Origin of the sequence: Thermobifida halotolerans, assembly GCF_003574835.2 — a bacterium.
Taxonomy (GTDB): Bacteria; Actinomycetota; Actinomycetes; order Streptosporangiales; family Streptosporangiaceae; genus Thermobifida; species Thermobifida halotolerans.
In genome coordinates, this window is sequence record NZ_CP063196.1 from 1,119,173 (window position 1) to 1,138,530 (window position 19,358).

The following is a 19,358-nucleotide window of genomic DNA, read 5'->3' on the forward strand; positions in this document are numbered from 1 at the left end:
GTCTGCGCCGGGACGCGGACGTCACTGGATGTTGACGCGGTGCGGGTGGGCCAGGGAGGTCGGGCAGCGGTAGACGCTCAGCGAGTAGCCCCGGCCCAGGAAGATAAGTGTCTCACCGAGACTGATGGTGTCGATCTGCAGCAGGTGTTCCAGGTCGGTCCCGCACTCGGCGCAGTGCATGGGGAAGGGGTCGGTCACTCCCCAGCTCGGGTGTCCACCGAGTTTCAGCCCCGAAAGCGACGCCGTGTCGTCGATGTAGCGGCCCACCGCGCCGGTCTCCTCCTCCCAGGCGCGGATCCGGTCGGCGAGGGAGTCCGGCAGGGCGAAGACCGAGGGGTGGTCGACGGTGCTTTCGGGGGTCAGTGTGCCGCCGGGACAGCCGGAGAGGTCGTAGCTGGGATCTCTCGTGTGCGGGACGGGGGGGTCCTCCAGGGGATCGGCGAGGCCGGTGCCGTGCCACCAGCGGATGGCGATCGAGGGGGCGAAGAGGTTCCCGAACGACTCGGGTGTCTCGGCGTGCTCGTTGGGGCACCACAGCACCTGCAGCACTGCGGCCCCCTCGGGCAGGCTCCAGCCCTCGGGCAGGTCGCGGGCGAACAGTTGCAGCACCGGCTGCAGGGCGACCGGTTCGTCGAAGACCACCTCCTCGGTGCCCGGGGGTTCGGGCAGTTTCACGAGGTGTGCCAGCGAGCAGGTCGGCCAGGGCGCGTCGGCGGGCCACAGCAGCGGGCCGCCCACCGAACTGTCGCGCGGGGTGAGCGCGCGGCCGCTCAGCCGCGGATTCAGCAGCAGCGCGGGGCGGCCGAATTCCCGCAGTTCCGGAAAGACCTCCAGGGGGTCCGGCACGGAGTCGGCGGAGGGGGACACGGCACTCCTCGGGGGTCGTCGCCCCGGCACGGCAACCGGAGCGGAAGGAAACGGTCGGTTCAGACAATCACGTCGACCACGGGGAACGCCAGAATGCACCAATCAGTGAAGAACGGCCGCAAATCCCTTCGGTTTTGTGCTTCTCGCGGTGCGGCGGCCCCCGGACGGATACGATCGTGGGTTACGGGGGGAACGGCGAGCGTTGTCGAGAGGGAGGGCGTGGCGGCGTGTCCGGACAGAGTCAGGAGTCTTTTCCGTGTGGTGAGGCGGTCGTTTTCGCCGTGCGCGGCGAGATCGACATCGCCAACGCCACCCAGTTGTGCGCTGCGCTGCTGCACGCCACCGACCGCCCCGAATGCCACTGTCTGGTCGTCGACCTGTCCAGGGTGGAGTTCATGGACGTCAGCGGCGTGCGCGCGCTGATCGAGTGCTGCCGCGTCATGACCTGGGAGGGGCGGCACATGGTGCTGGCCGAGCCGTCGGCCGCGGTCGAGCGCATCCTGAGCGCGCCGCTGGGCCTGGACCGCGTCTTCGAGGTCTACCCGATCGTCGAGGCGGCCCTGGTCCACACCGCCCACCAGCGCTACGAGGAGGGGCCCTTCACGGGCGTCCGCGGCTACGAGTGACCGGTGCGCCTGCCGGGCCGCGCCGTGCGGCGGGCGGTCCAGCCTCCCTCTCCGCGGCGCGGCATCCGAGACGGCAGCGGCCCGGCACGGCGGGCCGCCCTCTCCGGGTCCTCAGGCCCCCGACAACTCCAGTTCGAGGATGTGGGAGACCAGTTCGATCATCACCCGCTTGACCGACTCGCGCTCCCTCGCGTCGCACAGCATCACGGGGACGTTGGGGTCCACGTCCAGCGCGACCCGCACATCCGCGGGCATGTGGGTGCGCACGCCGTCGAAGCAGTTCACCGCGACGATGAACGGCACGTCGCGCTGCTCGAAGAAGTCGATCGTCTCGAAGCAGTCCTCCAGACGGCGGGTGTCGGCGAGGACGATCGCCCCCAGCGCGCCCTCGGCCAACTCCTCCCACATGAAGGCGAAGCGGCGCTGCCCCGGGGTGCCGAACATGTAGATGACGGTGTGCTCGTCCAGGGTGATGCGGCCGAAGTCCAACGCGACGGTGGTGGTGGTCTTGGCCTCCACCCCGTGGAGGTCGTCCACACCGATGCTCTCGGCGGTGACCAGTTCCTCGGTGTGCAGCGACTCCACCTCGCTGAGAGCGGACACCAGCGTGGTCTTCCCGGCGCCGAACCCGCCGGCCACCAGGATCTTCAACGCGTCGGGAACGGCCCCGACCCTATCGGACATGAAGGGGTCTCCTTTCACAGCGCACGGATGCGGTCGAGGACCGTTCTCAGGGTGTGCACATCCGGTCGCCTCCGCTGCCACTGCGACTCGTGCACCATGACGTGTCCGCCGTCGAGGAGGTCGGACAGCAGGATGCGCAGGACTCCCAGCGGCAGGCCGGTGCGCGAGGCCAGTTCGGCCACCGAGGCGGGAGCGGCGCACGAGCGCAGGATCAGGTGGTGCTCGGGTTCCAGGTCGGTGGGCGGCGTCACGGTCGGCACCGCCACGACCTGGGAGGTCATCGCGAAATCGGAACGCGAGGGACGGGTGCGTCCCCGCGTCAGCGAATATGGTCGGATCAGCCGACCAGCGTCGTCGGGGGAGCCGGGAGCGGACACGGCGCTCAGAGCCCCTCGGCCGGGCGGCCGTGCGCCGGACGCCGGTGCCGGGGCAGCGTGGACAGGTGCGGCCCCACCTGGCGCACCAGCCGGTTGATCTCGTAGGCGACCAGCCCCACGTCGCAGGTGGAGTCGGCCACCAGGGCCAGGCACGCGCCGTGGCCCGCGGAGAGCACGAACAGGAAGACGTTGTCCATCTCCACCACGGTCTGGCGGACCTCGGTCGCGCCCAGCTGCTTGCTCGCTCCCCGGGCCAGGCTGGAAAAGCCCGAGGCGATGGCGCTGATCCGCTCGGCGCGCTCCCGGTCCATGCCGTTGGAGGCCGACAGCAGCAGCCCGTCGGCGGACAGCAGCACGGCCTCGCGTGCCCCGGCGACCCGGGACACCAGATCGGTCAGCAGCCAGTCCAGCTCGGAGGAGGTGGAACGGGTGGTCGTCTGCTCGGTCATCGCGTCTCCCTGTTGGGCTGATCGGTGTTGCCTTCGGCGCGTCCGGTCCGGGTGCCTCGCTGGAAGGCGTTCATCATCTGCCGGATCTCCTCCAGCGACCGGTCGGTGCTGACCGGTCGGGAGATGGACGGTGCGGGTGCCGGTGGAGTCGGTTGGGAACGTCGGTGGGAGCGCCTGCGACGCGGCAGGCCCTTGTAGGTGTCGGGGTCGGCGGAGGCCCCGGGGGAGGGCGGCGCGGTGGACTCGGCCGGGGCCGTGGGCACCGGGGCGGTGGGAGCGGGTTCGGTGGCCGCCGCGGCGGGCGCCTCCAGTTCGGCGGGGGCGCTGCGCGCGGGCTCGACCGCGGGCGGGGACGCGGCCTCGGTGTCGACCGCCTCGGGCGGGAACACGATGATCGCCTGGGTCCCGTTGTAGGGGGAGGGGCGCAGGGTGACCTTCAGGCCGTGCCGCTGGGCGATGGTGGCGACCACGATCAGGCCCAGTTGGGAGTCCTCGCGCATGTCGGCGAGGTTGAACCGCTGGACGGAGCCGCTGAGCAGTTCGTTGGCGTCGGCGTAGCCCTGGGGGAGCATGCCCAGGCCGCGGTCCTCGACCTCCAGGGCGTAGCTGCCGTGGGGCAGCGCCTCGCCGCGCACCGTGACCGTGGTGTTGGGCGGGGAGAAGGAGGTGGCGTTCTCCAGCAGCTCGGCCAGCAGCCGCACGGTGTCCCCGGCGACCTGTCCCCTGATCCGCACGTTGGGCATCGGCAGCAGCTTGACCCGGGAGTAGTCCTCGATCTCGCTGGAGGCCGCGCGCGCCGCCTGGGCCAGGCTCAGCGGTTCACCGGCCTTGCGGGACGGCCGGTCGTCGGTCAGCAGCATCAGGTTCTCGGCGTTGCGCCGCATCTGGGTGCTCAGGTGGTCGATGCGAAACAGCGACTCCAGCACCTTCGGGTCGGTCTCGGACTGCTCCAGGGAGTCCAGCAGGCTGAGCTGGCGGTGCACCAGGGTCTGGGCGCGGCGCGCGATGTTGCGGAAGACGTTGCGCACGCCCTCGCGCAGTTTCGCCTCCTGGGTCGCCGAGTCCACGGCGGCGCGCTGTGCGGTGTTGAAGGCCTCGGTGACCTGGCCGATCTCGTCGTTGATCTCGACGGGGATCGGCGGGGCGTCGGTGGCGACGTCCACCTCCTCCCCGGAGCGCAGCCGCGAGGTGATCGACGGCAGGCGGGAGTGCGCGTAGTCCAGGGTGGCCTCGCGCAGTGCTCCGAGACGCCGGTTGAGCCAGGTGACGGTCCGCGAGCTGAAGACCACGGAGGCCACGGTCACGGCCAGGGTCACGAGGCTGAGCAGTGCGAGGAGGAGGGTGAGTCGCAGGGCGGAGGCCTGGCTCTGCTCCACGAGGGCGGCGGCGCGGTCCTCCTCCAGCTTCTGGAAGGACTGGTCCAGTGTCTCCCGGGCGGACTCCCAGGACTGGATGTCGATGGGGATGCCCTCGGCGGTGGCGCCGATCCGGACCGTCTCGTTCTCCAGCGTCTGCACGGTGCGGAAGTGGGAACTTCCCATGACGGCGTCGTAGGCCGACCGGTCCGTCCCGCTGAGTTCGGGGGCGATCTGGGTGTACAGGTAGCGCTGGGCGCCGACCGCGGCCGCGAAGTCGATGTGGTCGGCGGCGGTGAACGTGCCGGAGGCGCTGGCGTAGGTCAGCAGGCCGTCCTCCTGGGAGAGCAGTTCGCGCGCCCGGACCAGGGAGGTGAGGTTGCGCACCTCGTGGGTCAGCCCGCCGTCGACCAGTTTCTCCTGGATGTCCCACAGTTGCAGACCGGCCTCGATCGCCTCGTCGTAGGTGGAGGCGGCGCCCGACCGGACGGGGGTGGACGAGTCGAGGACGTCGCGGTGCGGGGAGAGGACCTCCAGGGTGGTGAGGAACCGGTCGATGCGGTCGCGGGTCTCCCCTGGGAATCCGGACAGGCCGGCCTCCTCGATCCCGGCGCGGAAGTCGGCGACGGCCGTGTCGGTGGCCAGACGGTCCTGCCGCAGCTCGGGAGTGAGGATGTTCTCGCCGCTCTCGGCCTCGGAGAGGGCGAGGTACTCCATCGTGGAGTGGCGCTCCGCCTGGAGCGCGGAGATGACCTCCAGAGCGGGCACCCCCGCCTCCTCCACGAACGTGGTGCTCTGGTGGAGGGAGAAGAGGGTGCTCACCGGTGTGACGATGGTGCCGACCCAGAAGATCAGCAGGGCACTGCTCGGGATGAGCGCCAGCGCGAGGAGGCGGGCGCGGATGGTACCGCGCTGTTCTTTGCTCAGGAGACGCACGCGGTGGAGGGGACGGCGCTGCTCTTTCGTCATGGACTCGCTCTGAGTACGGGTGGGGGATAGCTGTGCGGAGGACATACGGAAGGTGCGGTCCGGATGTCCTTTCGGGAAACGGAAAACTCCGTCTGAGCTTCCTGAGCTAACCGTTGTTGGCGGAATATGGCAAGCCCAGTTTAGGAGGTAAGTCACTACCGTCGGTGACTCAGACCACCGGAAATCTCTGACAGTTGGTGTATTTGGTGCAAACTACCAGGTGGTTGTTGCAATAGTGCTCTGGTTGCCGTCAAGTTGTCGTCAAGGAGGGCTCGTCGCCGCGGGTTCGGGGAAGCGGTGGCGGGACGGTCCCCTCTGTCGGGGACCGGGAAGTGGCGGCGTGGCGTCGGAGGGTAGCGCTCGGTGACGTGGTGTGCGCGCATGCGAAACCGACCGGAGGGCTCGGTCCGGGCGCGGACGGTTCCCGTCGTGTTGGGCGTTCTCCTGCTCACGGCGTGCGCGTCTCCCCCGCCGCGGACCGACGGCTCCGGACGCGACGCGGTGGCGACCGCGGCGTCGGCCGCGGAGCTCGGCGGGATGGACGAACTCATCCGGGCCGCGCAGGCCGAGGGAGAACTCAACGTCGTCGCCCTGCCGCCGGAGCGGACCGACCACGGGGAGATGGTCGCCGCCTTCGAGCGGAAGTACGGCATCAAGGTCAACCCGGCCGCCCCGGACGCCTCCGACGAGGAGCAACTCGACGTCGCGGCGCGCCGGGCGGGAACCGACCGCGCCCCCGACGTGTTCGACCTCCGCCTGGCGTCCGCCGCCGACGCCGCCGCGCGCCTCGCCGAGTACCGGGTCGAGACCTGGGACGACGTTCCCGAGGACAGCAGGCACCCCGGCGGCAGGTACGTCGGGGACCACACCGTCCGCATGTCGGTCGGTTTCGACGCCGACGAGGTCCCCGCCCCCGAGGGGGTGGAGGACCTGCTGGCGACGGCCCGCCGGGGCGCGGTGGCCCTCGACGGCGACCCCAGGCGGGACGAGTCCGCGTTCTTCGGCGTGGTGATGGCCGCCCTGGGCAGCGGTGGCGACGCCGACGACGTCGCTCCGGGCGTGCGCCTCCTCGCCGGACCAGCCCGGACGGGCCGCCTCCGCACGGCCGCCCCGTCCCCGGACGCCATCGCCTCGGGCGAGGTCCCCGTCGTCGTCGACTGGGAGCACGCCAACCTGCGGCGGGCGGCCGAGCTGGCCGGCCGGGCCGACTGGCGGGTGGTGGTCCCCGAGGGTGCGGCCGTCGGCTTCACCTCCTGCCAGGCGATCAACCGGGACGCCCCGCACCCGGCGGCGGCCCGCCTGTGGCAGGAGTTCGTCCTCTCCGACGAGGGGCAGAACATCCGCCTCGGCGGACTCGTCCGCCCGGTGCGTCTCGAGGCGATGGCGGCGCAGGGCAGCGTCGACACCCGGGCGCTGGCCGCGCTGCCCGCCGCCGAGGAGCCGCTGGTGACGCTGACGGCCGAGCAGACCGGGCGCGCCGAACGCCACCTGGCCGAGCACTGGATCGACCCGCCGGCACGCTGACGCCGACACCGGAGCGGGACCGCACCGGCGTCGGCGCCGAGGGAGGAGTCAGACGTCCCTGCGGTGCAGCGCCCACAGGGCCGCGCCCAGGCAGAGCGCGATCCAGGCGGCGACCACTCCCAGCGCGGGCCAGAAGTCCATGTGCCCCGGCAGGTCGGGGGAGGTGATGCCCGTGACGTTGTCCCAGGCGCTGGCCGGGAGGTAGCGCAGGACGTGCCGCTGCACGTCGGCGGGCAGCAGGCCGCCGAACATCGGGGGAAGCAGCATCACCGCGAGGGAGGCGGTGATCGCGCCGGCCGAGCCGCGCAGCAGGACGCCCAGGCCCAGGGTCAGCAGCGGGAAGAGCGGGAACGTCGCGCCCAGCAGCAGGGTCGTGCGCAGCCGTTCGGCGTCGGTCAGGCCCGCCGTGGGCATGTCGAAGGCGTCCAGGACGGCCTGGGAGGCCAGGAAGGCGGAGAAGGCGGTCACGAATCCGGCGGCCAGGGTGACGGCGAGCAGGACCGCGGTCTTGGCGGCCAGCACCCGCCAGCGGCGCGGGTGCGCCGCGAGGGTGAGCCTGATCTGGCTCGGGTACTCCCCGGCCGAGAGGTGGGCGGCGAGCACGACGAGCGCGATCACCCCGAAGACCGGACCGACGTAGGCCAGTGCCGCGGCCTGCCCGGTCAGGTCGGTTCCCTCCGGGAAGGCCTCGGGGCCGGTCGCGCCGACGCCCAGGGCGACCAGCGAGCTCAGCCCGACGCCGATCACCGGGGTCAGGACGAGGCAGACGTAGGTGGAGCGCAGCGACCAGAGCTTGGTCCACTCCGCGAGGATCGCCGCTCCCAGGCCGGAGGCGGGGGCGTGCGCGGCGGTGGTCGTGGTCAAGACGGTCTCCCTTCGGGGGTCGGGGCGGAACCGGAGCGGTGTTCGACGCTTCCGGCGGTCAGTTCCATGAAGGCGGCCTCCAGGCTGGTGCGCTGGGGGGTGAGCTCGCGCAGCGCGATGCGGCGGTGCAGGGCGATCTCGCCGACGCGCGCGGCGTCCAGGCCGCCCACCAGCAGTGCGTCGCCGTCGCCGGAGCGGACCGAGGCGCCCTCCTCGGCGAGCGCCGCGGTCAGGGCGGCGGGGTCGGCGCTGGCCACCCGCACGCCGCCGGAACCGCCGCGCGCGGTGAGTTCGGCCACGCCCATGTCGGCGATCAGCCGTCCGCGTCCGATGACGAGCACGTGGTCGGCGGTGGCCTGCATCTCGTTCATCAGGTGGCTGGAGACGAGGACGGTGCGCCCCTCGGCGGCCAGGTCCCCGAGCAGCCCGCGGACCCACAGGATGCCCTCGGGGTCCAGGCCGTTGACGGGTTCGTCGAACAGCAGCACCCCGGGGTCGCCCAGGAGCGCGGCGGCGATGCCCAGACGCTGGCGCATGCCCAGCGAGAAGCCGCCCACGCGCCGTCCCGCGACCGAGGAGAGGCCGACCAGGTCGAGCACCTCCTCCACGCGGCGGCGGGGCAGGCCCGCGCCGCGCGCCAGCCACAGCAGGTGGGCGTGGGCGGTGCGTCCCGGATGGGCCGCGCCGGGGTCCAGCAGCGCGCCGACCTCGTGCAGCGGCGCGGACAGGTCGCGGTAGCGGCGGCCGTTGACCGTGGCCGTGCCGGAGGTGGGGGTGTCCAGGCCGAGGATCATCCGCATGGTCGTGCTCTTGCCCGCGCCGTTGGGGCCGAGGAAGCCGGTGACCACACCGGGGTTGACGTCGAAGGTGAGGTGGTCGACGGCGAGGGTGTCGCCGTAGCGCTTGGTGAGTCCGCGTACTCGGATCATCGCGGTCCGTTCCTTCCTGACTGGGCTAGAAAAAGTGATATCACAATGCTAGCTTTGAGTCATCACACGGCAGAGAAGGGAAGACACGATGAACCTGGAAGCCACTCCGGGGGTGGAGATGCCCGAGCCCCAGGTGCGGGAGCGGACCGCCGACGGACTGCCGGGACTGGCGATGTTCGCGCTGGCGCTGGCGCTGGTGCTGGCCGGGGGCGCCGCGGCCGCCGGGGGCCTGTACACGGCCGCCGTCGACGCCATGGGCGCGGGCGCCGTGGTGCTCCTCGTCGCGGGCGTGCTGCTGCTCCTCGTCGGCGTCCTTCTCAGCTTCGGGCTGACGGTCGTCGCCCCCAACGAGGCACGGGTCGTCCAGTTCCTGGGCCGCTACACCGGCACCGTCCGCACCGCCGGACTGCGCTGGGTCAACCCCATCAGCACCCGCAAACCCGTCTCCACCCGCATCCGCAACCACGAGACCGCCGTCATGAAGGTCAACGACGCCGGCGGCAGCCCCATCGAGATCGCCGCCGTCGTGGTCTGGCAGGTCCGGGACACCGCCCGCGCCGTGTTCGAGGTGGACGACTTCGTCCAGTTCGTCAGCACCCAGACCGAGGCGGCCGTCCGCCACATCGCCAACAACTACCCCTACGACAACCACGACGACACCGACCGGCTGTCCCTGCGCGACAACGCCGACGAGATCACCGAGAAGCTGTCCACCGAGATCGCCGAGCGGGTGGAGTCCGCGGGCGTGCGCATCATCGAGTCGCGGCTGACCCACCTGGCCTACGCCCCGGAGATCGCCCAGGCGATGCTGCAGCGCCAGCAGGCGGGCGCGATCATCGCCGCGCGCCAGCGCATCGTCGAGGGCGCCGTGGGCATGGTGGACTCGGCGCTCAGCCACCTGGCCGAGCAGGACGTGGTGGAACTGGACGAGGAGCGGAAGGCCGCGATGGTGAGCAACCTGCTGGTGGTGCTGTGCGCCGACCGGGCCACCCAGCCCGTCGTCAACACGGGAACGCTCTACTCGTAAGGTCGGACCGGTGGCAAGTGAGCGCAAGAAGATCCTGCTCCGGCTCGACCCGGCGGTGTACGACGCGCTCGCCCGATGGGCCGGTGACGAACTGCGCAGCACCAACGCGCAGATCGAGTTCCTGCTGCGTCGTGCGCTGACCGACGCGGGCCGGATGCCCAGACAGGCCGGGGCCATCCCCCGACGGGGCCGCCCCCCCAAACAGGCCGACCCCGAGGCCCATCCCCCCGACGACGACCGCCGCCCCTGACCCCGGCGACCGCGAACGGCCCCGCCGGCACCCGCCCGGCGGGGCCGTTCGGCCCCGGTGCGGTCAGTCGGCCAGCGTCCAGGCCACCTCGTCGCGCATCCGCCGCTTCAGCAGCTTCCCGGCGGCGTTGCGGGGCAGTTCGTCGGCGGTGGTGATGATCCGCGAGGGGATCTTGAAGGCGGCCAGCCGCCCGGACAGGAACGCGCGCAGTTCCTCGGCGTCCGGCGGCGTCCCGGCGACCACCCGCACCACCGCGCCGACCTCCTCGCCCAACTCCTCGTGCGGTACGCCCACCACGGCCGCGTCCAGCACCGCGGGGTGCTCCTGGAGTGCGGCCTCCACCTCGGCGCAGTACACGTTCTCGCCGCCCCGCAGGATCATGTCCTTGGCGCGGTCCACGACGTAGAGGAACCCCGCGTCGTCGAGCCGCCCCAGGTCGCCGGTGCGCAGCCAGCCGTCGACGAAGGTCGCGGCGGTCTCCTCGGGACGGTTCCAGTACCCGTGCACCACCCCCGGACCGCTGATCCAGATCTCCCCGACCCGGCCGGGCGGCAGGTCCGCGCCGTCGGGGCCGACGATGCGGACGTCCACCACCGGGACGGGCATGCCGACGCTGTCGGGACGGGCCAGGTAGTCGGGGCCGTAGCTGACTGCGGCCGTCGCCGAGCACTCGGTCAGCCCGTACCCGGCACCCAGCAGCGTCGCGTCCGGCCGCAGACCGCCGCGCAGGGCCCGCTCCACCAGCGCGGGCGCGGCTGGCGCGCCCCCGCTGCCCAGCGACACCAGGCTGGAAAGGTCGCGTCTGGCGAAACTCGGCGCGGCGAACAGCTGCGTCAGCATCGTGGGCACCCCGGTCATGCCGCTGACGCGCTCCCGCTCGATCACCTCCAGCGCAGTCTCGGCGTCCCACCTGCGCATCAGCACCAGGGCACCCCCCGCGGACAGGGTGGGCAGCATGACCGCCTGCGCGCCGGTGACGTGGAACAGCGGCAGCGCGCACAGCACCTTCGAGGGGGCCGCGTCGAAGGTCAGTGCGAGCGCGTCGTCGAGGTCGGCGCCCAGCCGCAGCAGGGTGCGGGCCTTCATGAACGCCATGGACAGCACGTTGCTCACCATGTTGCGGTGCGAACCCAGCGCGCCCTTGGGGTTGCCGGTGGTGCCCGAGGTGTAGAAGAGCGTGGCGGGGTCGTCGGGGGCCAGGTCCGTCTCCGGCAGGGCGGCGTCGTCGGCGACCTCACCGAGTATCTCCTCCCAAGCGCGCACGCCCTCGGGCAGCGGGCGCGCGCAGCGCACCGCGATCACCGGGAGCGGCAGCCTCCCCAGCACATCGCCGAGCCGGTCCAGGCGTTCGGCGTCGGCGACGAGCACGCTCGCCCCGCTGTCGCGGAGGACGAACTCCATTTCGGGGGCGCTCAGCCAGGCGTTGACGGGCACCGCGATCGCGCCGACGCTCGTGGCCGCGAAGAACGCGGTGACCCACTCGGGGTAGTTGCGCATCGCCAGGGCGACCCGGTCGCCCCTGGCCACGCCGTAGTCCTCGACGAGTCTGCGGGCCAGGGCCGCGGCGCGGCGGAAGTGCTCGGCGTGGGAGATCCGCTCTTCCCCGAAGACGAGCGCGGGACGGTCGCCGTGCTCCAGGCTGCTCTCCAGCACGGCGCGCAGGTGGGGTCTGGCGTCGGCCCAGACCCGGGTGGGCACCCCGGCCACGTCGACCCGGGCCATCTCGAACCGGGACCCCGAGTACAGCAGTTGGACGGTGGCCGAGTTCATCGATCGGAGTGCGGACGGAGAGGCGGGAGACGGGGACTCGGTGGCGCTCATGGCTGCTCCGGAATCTCTCGCAACGGTGGGGCCCGGAGGCGTCCGGTGGTCGTCGACACGCGGAACCGACTGGTCGGTCGCCCTGGTTCTCCGTGATGTCTATCACAGGGGGGTGGCGGTCGCAGTCGGTGAAACCACCCGTCCTCCGGCGGGTGCGCGGCCCCGTTCCGCGGTCGCCCCGCGCCGCAGCGTGTCGAGAACGCCGGGAGGAACGCGCGCGGGCCGGCGGTGCCAGGGGCGAAAGTCCCGAAGGCCGAGGCGGCGCGCCCGCCCGGAAAAGGCCTTATGTCCCGGAGGTTGCACTCGGGTGAACCCGGTGTGAAGCAACGGTTTAGGGTCTTTTCCGGAACGGCGTCACGCCAGGTGGAGAAGGTTCTTTGGGGTCATTGGACATTCTCCGGAAAAGGGAGCGGGCGGTTTCTCCGGTGGGATTTCCCGAAATCGGGCCGATCCCGCGGGAAACACCGGCCGGATGGCGCCGGAAAAGTTCCGGCAGAACTGGAAGAAGGAGAAGAAAGCGCTATGTCTGTCGCGGTGCCCCGTGGACTGCCTCCCCTCGGACCCAGGACCCTCGAGGCGGTCCAGGCCGTCTGCGCGAACCTGCTGGAGGAGCCGGAACCGCTGGCCGAACGCTTCTACCACCACCTGTTCCGGCTGCTGCCGAGTTGTGAGAGGCTGTTTCCCCCGGACATGGAGACGCAGCACGTCCGCATGGCCAGGGTCCTCGTCGAGGCGGTCCGCCACCTCGACGAGCCCGGTGACACCTGGGACCGCCTGCGTGAACTGGGCGGTCACCACTACATGAGGTGGGGCCTGGGCCCGGAGGAGTACCGCTGCGTGGGCCACGCCCTCGTCGAGGCGGCCCGGGACGTCTCCCCGGAGTGGACGCCCTCGGTGGGCTCGGCGTGGGTCACCGTCTACGAGTGGATCTCCGCGGCCATGCTCACCGGCGCGGCGGAGGCCGCCGCCCGCTCCTCCGGGCGGATGCGTCCGGAACACGAACTTCGACGGTTCGGCGGGCATGCCGGTCCGCGTTCGGGTGAGGGGAATGGTAAACCTACAGTGGCTTCTTGAGCGGTCTTCTCCGTGCCCCACCGCGGGCGGGCGCGGATGTCCCTTATCCCCGGTTCTTCCGCACCCGTCCGGGTTCGCGGCGGCTGACCGTGCTGAGCGAGGGTGGATCGCACGGTAAGGGGCCGTTGTGAGCGCGGGGTGAGGCGCCGATGCCTTCGGCCGGTCCCGTGCGTCCGTGTCAGAGACGAGGAGCCGGAACATGACCGAGAACACCGTTGACGAACAGTTCGGCTTCGCCGACCTGGGACTCCGACCAGAACTGCTGGGAGCGCTGTCCGACCTCGGTTACGAGGAGCCCACGGCGATCCAGCGCGAGGCGATCCCACCCCTGATGGAGGGCCACGACCTGCTCGGCCAGGCCGCGACGGGAACCGGCAAGACCGCCGCGTTCGCCCTGCCCATCCTGCAGCGGCTGCCCGACGGCGCCCGGGGCGACGCCCCCTCGGCGCTGGTGCTGGTCCCCACCCGCGAACTGGCGCTGCAGGTGTCGGAGGCACTGCACCGCTACGGCCGCAACATCGGCGCACGGGTGCTGCCCATCTACGGCGGCCAGCCCATCGGACGGCAGCTTCGGGCGCTGGAGCGCGGCGTCGACGTCGTCGTCGCCACCCCCGGACGCGCGCTCGACCACATCGGCCGGGGCACGCTCGTCCTGGACGACGTGCGGATGGTCGTCCTGGACGAGGCCGACGAGATGCTCGACATGGGCTTCGCCGAGGACATCGAGGCGATCGTCGAGGAGGTCCCCGCCGAACGGCAGATGGTGCTGTTCTCGGCGACCATGCCCGAACGCATCGACGGCATCGCCCGCCGCCACCTCCACGACCCGGTCCGGGTGCGCATCGCCCGCGAGGCCCCCGCCCCCGGCGAGGAGCCGAAGGTCCGCCAGAACGCCTACGTCGTGGCGCGCCCGTACAAGCCCGCCGCGCTGGGACGGGTACTGGACGTGGAGTCGCCCACCGCCGCGCTGGTGTTCTGCCGCACCCGCGAGGAGGTCGACCAGCTCACCGAGACCCTCAACGCCCGCGGCTACCGCGCCGAGGCGCTGCACGGCGGCATGAGCCAGGAGCAGCGCGACCGCGTCATGGGCCGGCTGCGCAGCGGCACCGCCGACCTGCTCGTGGCCACCGACGTGGCCGCCCGCGGTCTCGACGTCGAGCACCTCACCCACGTGGTCAACTACAACGTGCCCTCGGCGACCGAGACCTACGTGCACCGCATCGGCCGGGTGGGCCGGGCCGGGCGCGAGGGCGTGGCGATCACCCTGGTGGAGCCGCGCGAGCACCGGATGCTCAAGACCATCCGGCGCGAGACCAACGGCCAGATCACCGTCGAGAAGCTGCCGACCGTCGCCGACCTGCACGCCCGGCGCATGGAGCTGACCCGCGCCGCGCTGTACGAGAGCCTCGTGGAGGAGGACCTCGACCTCGAGCGCTTCCGCGTCGTGGTGGAGCCGCTGGCCGAGGAGTTCGACATCATGGAGATCGCGCTGGCCGCGGTGAAGCTGGCGCACGAGGCCGGCGGTGCCGTCACCGAGGACGAGGAGATCCCCGAGCCCACCCTCCGTCCCGAACGCGACCGTCCGGGACGGGGAGGACGGCGCAGCGGACCGGGCCGCGGGGACCGGCGCGGTCGGGGACCGTCGGACGGCATGACCCGCCTGTTCGTCGGTATCGGCCGCAACGCCCGGGTGCGCCCCCAGGACCTGGTCGGCGCGATCGCGGGGGAGACCCAACTGAGCGGGCGCGACATCGGCGCCATCGAGATCGCCGACCGCTTCTCCCTGGTCGAGGTACCCGAGAACACCGCCGACGGGGTGATCGCCGCGCTGAAGAACAGCACCATCAAGGGCCGCCGCACCGTGGTGCGCCGCGAGCGCTTCTGAGCCGCGGCCCGCGCCCCGCCGGGGCGCGGGCCGGCGCGCCGCCTCGGGCGGAGCGCCTCCGGGAGCCGATCGGTGCTGCCGGACTCCGGGTGGGGAGCGACTCCCGGAGGCCGGTCGGGATGCGCGCCGCCGTCCCGTGCTCGCGGCCGAGCCGGTCCAGTGCCGGACCGGGGGTGGGAAAGCGGTCGCGCGGCCGGGGAGAAGAGCCGGGTGTCCTCACCCGCTCGCGGAGACCGGACCGCCCCCGTCCGGCGGATGGAGAGGCCTTCGGCGCGATCGGCCGGTCCGCCACTGAGCCTTCCGTGGCCCCGCCGTGCGGTGGGCACCGGAGGATCCCGCCCCGGGCGCGACGGAGTAGCATGCGGGAAACGCCAGGTGAGACGCTGCTGCCAGGCTCAGCGACGCCGTCGTCCCCCGCCCCGCCCGTGGCCGGGGCGGACGGGAGGTCGGCGATCCCGCCAGCCGCCCCACCCGGCTCCTGCCCACACCCCGCCCGACCGGGACGGCCCTGTGGACGGTTCACGATCTCGGCGGCAGGCTCCTCCCCTCCCGGTGACCGCGTGGCGGCGGGAGCGGAAGAAGGGGAGCGCCCGTCCCCAAGCGGTAGGGAGCGACATGAACGGTGCACAGGCGCTGATCCAGACCCTCGTCGACAGCGGGGTGGAGGTGTGTTTCGCCAACCCCGGAACCTCGGAGATGCACTTCGTGGCCGCCCTGGACCACGTCCCGCGGATGCGCGGCACGCTGTGCCTGTTCGAGGGGGTCGCCACCGGGGCGGCCGACGGCTACGCGCGGATGACGGACCGGCCCGCGGCGGTGCTGCTGCACATGGGCCCCGGCCTGGGCAACGGGCTGGCGAACCTGCACAACGCCAGACGCGCCGACTCCCCCGTCGTCGCCGTCGTCGGCGACCACGCCACCCACCACAAGCGCCTGGACGCCCCCCTGGAGTCCGACATCGACGCGATGGCGGGGGCGGTGTCGGGCTGGGTACGCCGCTCGCTGCGCAGCGCGGACGTCGCGGCGGACGCCGCCGAGGCGGTCGCCGCGGCGGCGGCCCCTCCCGGAAGGGTGGCCACGCTCATCCTCCCGGCCGACGTGTCCTGGAGCGAGGGCGGACGGCCCGCCCCACCGGTCGGCGTCCGCCGGCCCTCGCCGGCCCCCGCCGAGACGGTCGAGTCGGTCGCGAAGGCGCTGCGTTCGGGGGACCGGTGCGTCCTGTTGCTGGGCGGACGGGCCCTGCGCCGGCCGGCTCTCGACGCGGCCGACCGTATCGCGCGCGCAACCGGGGCGCGGCTGTACGCCGAGACGTTCCCCGCCCGCCAGGAGCGCGGGGCGGGGGTCGCGGCGGTGCCGCGCCTGGCCTACCGGGGGGAGCAGGCCCGTGCCCAGTTGGCCGGGGCCGAGCACCTGGTCCTGGTGGGCGCGCGCTCCCCGGTGGCGTTCTTCGCCTACCCCGGCGAATCCGGCGACCTGCGGCCCGAGGGCTGCACGGTGCACGTCCTGGCCGCGGACGGCGACGACGCCGACGGCGCGCTCGCGGACCTGGCCGACCTCGTCGGCGCGCGCACCGGTTCCGCCGCGCGGCCCGTACGGCGGCCCGACAGGCCCGGCGGCGCGCTCACGGTCGCCTCGCTCGCGGCCGCGGTGGGCGCGCTGCTGCCCGAGGACGCGGTCGTCGTGGACGAGTCGGTCACCGCGAGCGCCGCGATGCTCGCGGCGACCGGGGGCGCCCCGCCGCACGACTGGCTCGCCCTGACCGGCGGAGCGATCGGCCAGGGGATGCCGCTGGCCGTCGGCGCGGCGGTCGCCGCGCCGGGGCGCAGGGTGGTCAACCTGGAGGCCGACGGCAGCGCCATGTACACCCTCTCGGCGCTGTGGACCCAGGCCAGGGAGGGCCTGGACGTGACCACCGTGGTGGTCAACAACGGCTCCTACGGCATCCTCACCGAGGAGTTGCGGAAGGTGGGGGCGGCCGCCTCCGGCACGGCGGCGCGGAGCCTGCTCGACCTGGGCGACCCGGCGCTCGACTTCGTCGCGTTGGCGAGGGGCATGGGAGTCCCCGCCGTACGGGCGCGCACCGCGGAGGAGTTCGCCGCCCACTTCGCGGCGGCCGTCGCGGAGCCGGGCCCCCGGCTGGTCGAGGCCGTCGTGGCGCCGACCCCCCAGGTGTTCTGATCATGGAGGCTGGTGACACCCGCCCCGGCTGACACACGCAGAGGGGGCCTTCGGGATCGGTGTGGATTGCGGCGTCCACCCGAACCGGAAGGCCCCCTCTGCCCCACACCGCCCACGCCAACGCCCGCCTGACCCCCGCCGGACGCCTCGCGCTGGCCCGCTGCATCGTCGGGGACGGCCCCGTCCGCTCACCGACGCCGGACCGGTGGGGCAGTGGTCCAGGTACCGCCGCGCTGCGATGACGGGCGCCGGTGGCCGCGTCCGGCCCCGCACCGGAGGGGTCACCCCTTCCCACGCCTGCCCTGCCGCTCCGGGGCTACCGGCAACCGCGTGCCCCGGCGCCCGTGACGCTGCGGCCGACCGCGCGGTCGGGGCCTGCGCTGGTCCGCCCCGTGCGCAAGGACGGGCCCGCCCCGGCGGCGGAGGTCTCCTCCTGGCTACGCCGGCGCAGCCGCGCGCCCGACGCCACGATCCGGCGCGACTGGCTGATCGACGCGCCCGTCGAACGCTCACTCACCGCCTGCGGCCACTGACCGGCACACACCCCGTTCTCGCCAACGGTCGAGAGCCGGTACGGACGGGGAGAGGCGGCGGGGCCGAGTCCGCCGCCTCTCTGTCTTCCCCCGTGGAGCGCCTGTTCAGGGCCACTGTGCCCGAATTCGTGACTGAGGGGTGTCCGAAACGAGATGCTCCCGAAACATGAATCTAACAGCAAAAAGTTCTTATTGACTGAAGAGATGTTCAGTGTTAGTTTACCCGTTCAGTAAAGACAATACTGGATACAGTAAGGATGAAGCCGAGGTGTCGAATGATGGCCTGGAATCCCTGGGGCCGCGGATCCGTACTCTGCGGCAGCAGCGTCGACTGACCCTCAGGGAGATGTCGCGGCAGACCGGGCTTTCGCAGAGCTTCCTCAGTCAGTTCGAGCGCGGCGCCACACAGGCGAGCATCTCCTCGCTGCGGCGCATCAGTTCCGCGCTGGGCATCCCACTGGGGGACCTCTTCGACACCGGGAAGGGCAGCGGGAACGGCGTGCTGCGCGCCGAGGACCGCCCGCGCATCCCCTTCGGTGAGAACGCGGTCAAACTGCTGCTCACCCCGAGGCCGCTGGAGCACATCGAGGTCTTCCACGTGGTGATGGACGTCGACGGATCCACGGGAAGCCAGCAGTACACGCACGGCGACTCCGACGAGATCATCGTTGTCCTCACCGGAAGGCTTCGCGTGGAACTCGCCTCAGAGGTTTTTGTCCTGGGCAAGGACGACTCGATCAGTTTCCGAAGCGGCATCCCGCACAAGGTCGTCAACGTGGGCTCCGAATCAGCCGAAGCCCTGTGGATCATCGGGCCGCCAGGACACAAGAAGGAAGAAGAGGAATAGTTCATGGACTTCCGAAAGAAGAGAGGGGCCGCGGCCAAGAGCGCGGCGGTCACCCTGTCGGTGGTCGTGCTGGCCACGGCCTGCGGCGGCTCCGACTCCGCCTCCGGTGAGCAGGAGACCCTCGTCGTGGCCAGCTGGGGAGCCTACTTCACCGAGGCCACCCGCACCCACCTCGCCGACCCGTTCACCGAGGAGACCGGGATCGAGGTGGAGATCGTCGACGCTCCCGGCAAGTACGCGGCCAACCTGGAGGCCCAGCAGCAGGCGGACAACGTCCAGTGGGACCTGCTGGACTCCACCTCGGCTCCCGACGCCTACCAGATGGCGCACGACGGGCTCATCCAGCCGCTGCCCGAGGACCTGCGGACCGAACTGGAGGGCGTCCTCGGCGAGGAGGCGGTCGAGGAGTTCGGGTTCACCTTCTCCAACCTCGGCTACGTCATCGCGTGCAACACCGAGGAGGTCGCCGACTGCCCCGACAGCCAGGAGGCGTTCTTCGACACCGACGCCCACCCGCAGCGGCGGCAGATGATCTCCACGCTCCCGCTGCTCAACCTCAGCCTCGCGGAGATGGCCGCCGGAGTCCCGGCCGAGGACATCCCCACCCACGAGATCGACATGGACCGGGCCTTCGCCACGCTGGAGGAGATCAAGCCCGAGGTCAAGGTCTGGTGGGAGTCGGGCGACCAGATGGAGCAGGCGTTCCGCAACGGCGAGGTGGACATGGGCATCGCCTACAGCGGACGCGCCTTCGGGCTCGCCGAGAACGGGCAGCCCATCGAGGTGCAGTGGAGCGGCGGCGTCTACAACCCCGGCTTCTGGAACGTCGCGACCGACGCCCCCCACAGCGAGGCGGCCTTCCAGTTCCTGGAGTGGGTCGCCAAGAACCCCGAGGCGCAGGCCAAGTGGGCCGAGCACACCAAGTACTCGGTGCCCCACCCCGAGGCCTTCGACTACATGGACGACGAGTTCAAGACCCAGCTCGCCGACTGGCCGGACAACCGCGCGCAGCTCACCACGCTGAACTACCAGTGGTACGCCGAGAACTCCGAAGAGGTCAACCGCCGCTGGCAGGAATTCCTCCGCGGTTAGCGGTGAC

At 72.0% G+C, this 19,358-nt stretch carries 18 protein-coding genes; 10 read left to right on the plus strand and 8 right to left on the minus strand.

Annotation, left to right across the window (positions count from 1 at the left end):
• Positions 1-21 precede the first annotated feature (21 nt).
• On the minus strand, positions 22-867 hold the full coding sequence (locus NI17_RS04940; RefSeq protein ID WP_068691880.1) for a YwqG family protein: 846 nt from the start codon (positions 865-867) through the stop codon (positions 22-24).
• A gap of 227 nt (positions 868-1,094) precedes the next feature.
• Here NI17_RS04940 and NI17_RS04945 point away from each other — a divergent pair, with 227 nt between their 5' ends.
• Positions 1,095-1,493, plus strand: coding sequence for an STAS domain-containing protein (locus NI17_RS04945; protein ID WP_068691881.1), 399 nt, complete (start codon positions 1,095-1,097; stop codon positions 1,491-1,493).
• Positions 1,494-1,604: 111 nt separating this feature from the next.
• Here NI17_RS04945 and NI17_RS04950 read toward each other — a convergent pair whose 3' ends face one another.
• Genes NI17_RS04950 through NI17_RS04965 form a run of 4 tightly spaced genes read right to left on the minus strand, consistent with a single transcriptional unit; the run spans position 1,605 to position 5,327 of the window.
• Complete coding sequence (locus NI17_RS04950; RefSeq protein ID WP_068691883.1) at positions 1,605-2,177, minus strand: GTP-binding protein; 573 nt, start codon at positions 2,175-2,177, stop codon at positions 1,605-1,607.
• A gap of 14 nt (positions 2,178-2,191) precedes the next feature.
• Positions 2,192-2,563 (minus strand): DUF742 domain-containing protein, encoded by a 372-nt coding sequence (locus NI17_RS04955; RefSeq protein WP_084012665.1) that lies wholly within the window; start codon positions 2,561-2,563, stop codon positions 2,192-2,194.
• Positions 2,560-3,003: a roadblock/LC7 domain-containing protein gene (locus tag NI17_RS04960; protein WP_068691887.1), complete on the minus strand. Its 444-nt coding sequence runs from the start codon at positions 3,001-3,003 to the stop codon at positions 2,560-2,562. The genes NI17_RS04955 and NI17_RS04960 overlap by 4 nt, the downstream gene beginning before the upstream one ends.
• On the minus strand, positions 3,000-5,327 hold the full coding sequence (locus NI17_RS04965; protein ID WP_068691897.1) for a sensor histidine kinase: 2,328 nt from the start codon (positions 5,325-5,327) through the stop codon (positions 3,000-3,002). Before NI17_RS04965 ends, NI17_RS04960 begins: the two co-directional genes overlap by 4 nt.
• A gap of 381 nt (positions 5,328-5,708) precedes the next feature.
• On the opposite strand from NI17_RS04965, the gene NI17_RS04970 reads away from it, so the two are divergent.
• Positions 5,709-6,851: an ABC transporter substrate-binding protein gene (locus NI17_RS04970; RefSeq protein ID WP_243597617.1), complete on the plus strand. Its 1,143-nt coding sequence runs from the start codon at positions 5,709-5,711 to the stop codon at positions 6,849-6,851.
• A 48-nt stretch (positions 6,852-6,899) separates the two neighbouring features.
• Here NI17_RS04970 and NI17_RS04975 read toward each other — a convergent pair whose 3' ends face one another.
• On the minus strand, positions 6,900-7,715 hold the full coding sequence (locus NI17_RS04975; protein WP_234401961.1) for an ABC transporter permease subunit: 816 nt from the start codon (positions 7,713-7,715) through the stop codon (positions 6,900-6,902).
• On the minus strand, positions 7,712-8,644 hold the full coding sequence (locus NI17_RS04980; RefSeq protein WP_068691901.1) for an ABC transporter ATP-binding protein: 933 nt from the start codon (positions 8,642-8,644) through the stop codon (positions 7,712-7,714). Before NI17_RS04980 ends, NI17_RS04975 begins: the two co-directional genes overlap by 4 nt.
• 88 nt (positions 8,645-8,732) lie before the next feature.
• On the opposite strand from NI17_RS04980, the gene NI17_RS04985 reads away from it, so the two are divergent.
• Positions 8,733-9,671: an SPFH domain-containing protein gene (locus NI17_RS04985; protein ID WP_068691903.1), complete on the plus strand. Its 939-nt coding sequence runs from the start codon at positions 8,733-8,735 to the stop codon at positions 9,669-9,671.
• A gap of 10 nt (positions 9,672-9,681) precedes the next feature.
• Positions 9,682-9,921: a type II toxin-antitoxin system antitoxin gene (locus tag NI17_RS04990; RefSeq protein WP_068691905.1), complete on the plus strand. Its 240-nt coding sequence runs from the start codon at positions 9,682-9,684 to the stop codon at positions 9,919-9,921.
• 63 nt (positions 9,922-9,984) lie between these two features.
• On the opposite strand, the gene NI17_RS04995 is transcribed toward NI17_RS04990, so the two are convergent.
• On the minus strand, positions 9,985-11,742 hold the full coding sequence (locus NI17_RS04995) for a class I adenylate-forming enzyme family protein (protein ID WP_068691907.1): 1,758 nt from the start codon (positions 11,740-11,742) through the stop codon (positions 9,985-9,987).
• A 522-nt stretch (positions 11,743-12,264) separates the two neighbouring features.
• On the opposite strand from NI17_RS04995, the gene NI17_RS05000 reads away from it, so the two are divergent.
• The 6 genes from NI17_RS05000 to NI17_RS05025 all read left to right on the plus strand — a co-directional run bounded on the left by NI17_RS05000 (position 12,265) and on the right by NI17_RS05025 (position 19,351).
• The gene (locus tag NI17_RS05000; protein WP_234401964.1) at positions 12,265-12,816 is read left to right on the plus strand and encodes a globin domain-containing protein; all 552 of its coding nucleotides are present in this window, start codon (positions 12,265-12,267) and stop codon (positions 12,814-12,816) included.
• 199 nt (positions 12,817-13,015) lie between these two features.
• Positions 13,016-14,701: a DEAD/DEAH box helicase gene (locus NI17_RS05005; protein ID WP_068691910.1), complete on the plus strand. Its 1,686-nt coding sequence runs from the start codon at positions 13,016-13,018 to the stop codon at positions 14,699-14,701.
• Positions 14,702-15,316: 615 nt separating this feature from the next.
• The gene (locus NI17_RS05010) at positions 15,317-16,879 is read left to right on the plus strand and encodes an acetolactate synthase large subunit (protein ID WP_068691912.1); all 1,563 of its coding nucleotides are present in this window, start codon (positions 15,317-15,319) and stop codon (positions 16,877-16,879) included.
• Positions 16,880-17,271: 392 nt separating this feature from the next.
• Positions 17,272-17,412 (plus strand): hypothetical protein, encoded by a 141-nt coding sequence (locus NI17_RS05015; RefSeq protein ID WP_199860068.1) that lies wholly within the window; start codon positions 17,272-17,274, stop codon positions 17,410-17,412.
• Between the two features lie 268 nt (positions 17,413-17,680).
• Entirely contained in the window at positions 17,681-18,259 is a 579-nt protein-coding gene (locus NI17_RS05020; protein WP_068691914.1) for a helix-turn-helix domain-containing protein, read from the plus strand.
• A 3-nt stretch (positions 18,260-18,262) separates the two neighbouring features.
• Positions 18,263-19,351 carry an ABC transporter substrate-binding protein gene (locus NI17_RS05025; protein WP_068691916.1) on the plus strand — a complete coding sequence of 363 codons (1,089 nt, stop codon included), beginning with the start codon at positions 18,263-18,265 and terminating at the stop codon, positions 19,349-19,351.
• Positions 19,352-19,358 lie beyond the last annotated feature (7 nt).

Coding starts and splice junctions, on each gene's coding strand:
- NI17_RS04950 (WP_068691883.1), bottom strand. CDS start 2,177: ATGTCCGATAGGGTCGGGGCCGTTCCCGACGCGTTGAAGATCCTGGTG.
- NI17_RS04960 (WP_068691887.1), bottom strand. CDS start 3,003: ATGACCGAGCAGACGACCACCCGTTCCACCTCCTCCGAGCTGGACTGG.
- NI17_RS04965 (WP_068691897.1), bottom strand. CDS start 5,327: ATGACGAAAGAGCAGCGCCGTCCCCTCCACCGCGTGCGTCTCCTGAGC.
- NI17_RS04970 (WP_243597617.1), top strand. CDS start 5,709: ATGCGAAACCGACCGGAGGGCTCGGTCCGGGCGCGGACGGTTCCCGTC.
- NI17_RS04980 (WP_068691901.1), bottom strand. CDS start 8,644: ATGATCCGAGTACGCGGACTCACCAAGCGCTACGGCGACACCCTCGCC.
- NI17_RS04985 (WP_068691903.1), top strand. CDS start 8,733: ATGAACCTGGAAGCCACTCCGGGGGTGGAGATGCCCGAGCCCCAGGTG.
- NI17_RS04995 (WP_068691907.1), bottom strand. CDS start 11,742: ATGAGCGCCACCGAGTCCCCGTCTCCCGCCTCTCCGTCCGCACTCCGA.
- NI17_RS05000 (WP_234401964.1), top strand. CDS start 12,265: ATGTCTGTCGCGGTGCCCCGTGGACTGCCTCCCCTCGGACCCAGGACC.
- NI17_RS05005 (WP_068691910.1), top strand. CDS start 13,016: ATGACCGAGAACACCGTTGACGAACAGTTCGGCTTCGCCGACCTGGGA.
- NI17_RS05010 (WP_068691912.1), top strand. CDS start 15,317: ATGAACGGTGCACAGGCGCTGATCCAGACCCTCGTCGACAGCGGGGTG.
- NI17_RS05025 (WP_068691916.1), top strand. CDS start 18,263: ATGGACTTCCGAAAGAAGAGAGGGGCCGCGGCCAAGAGCGCGGCGGTC.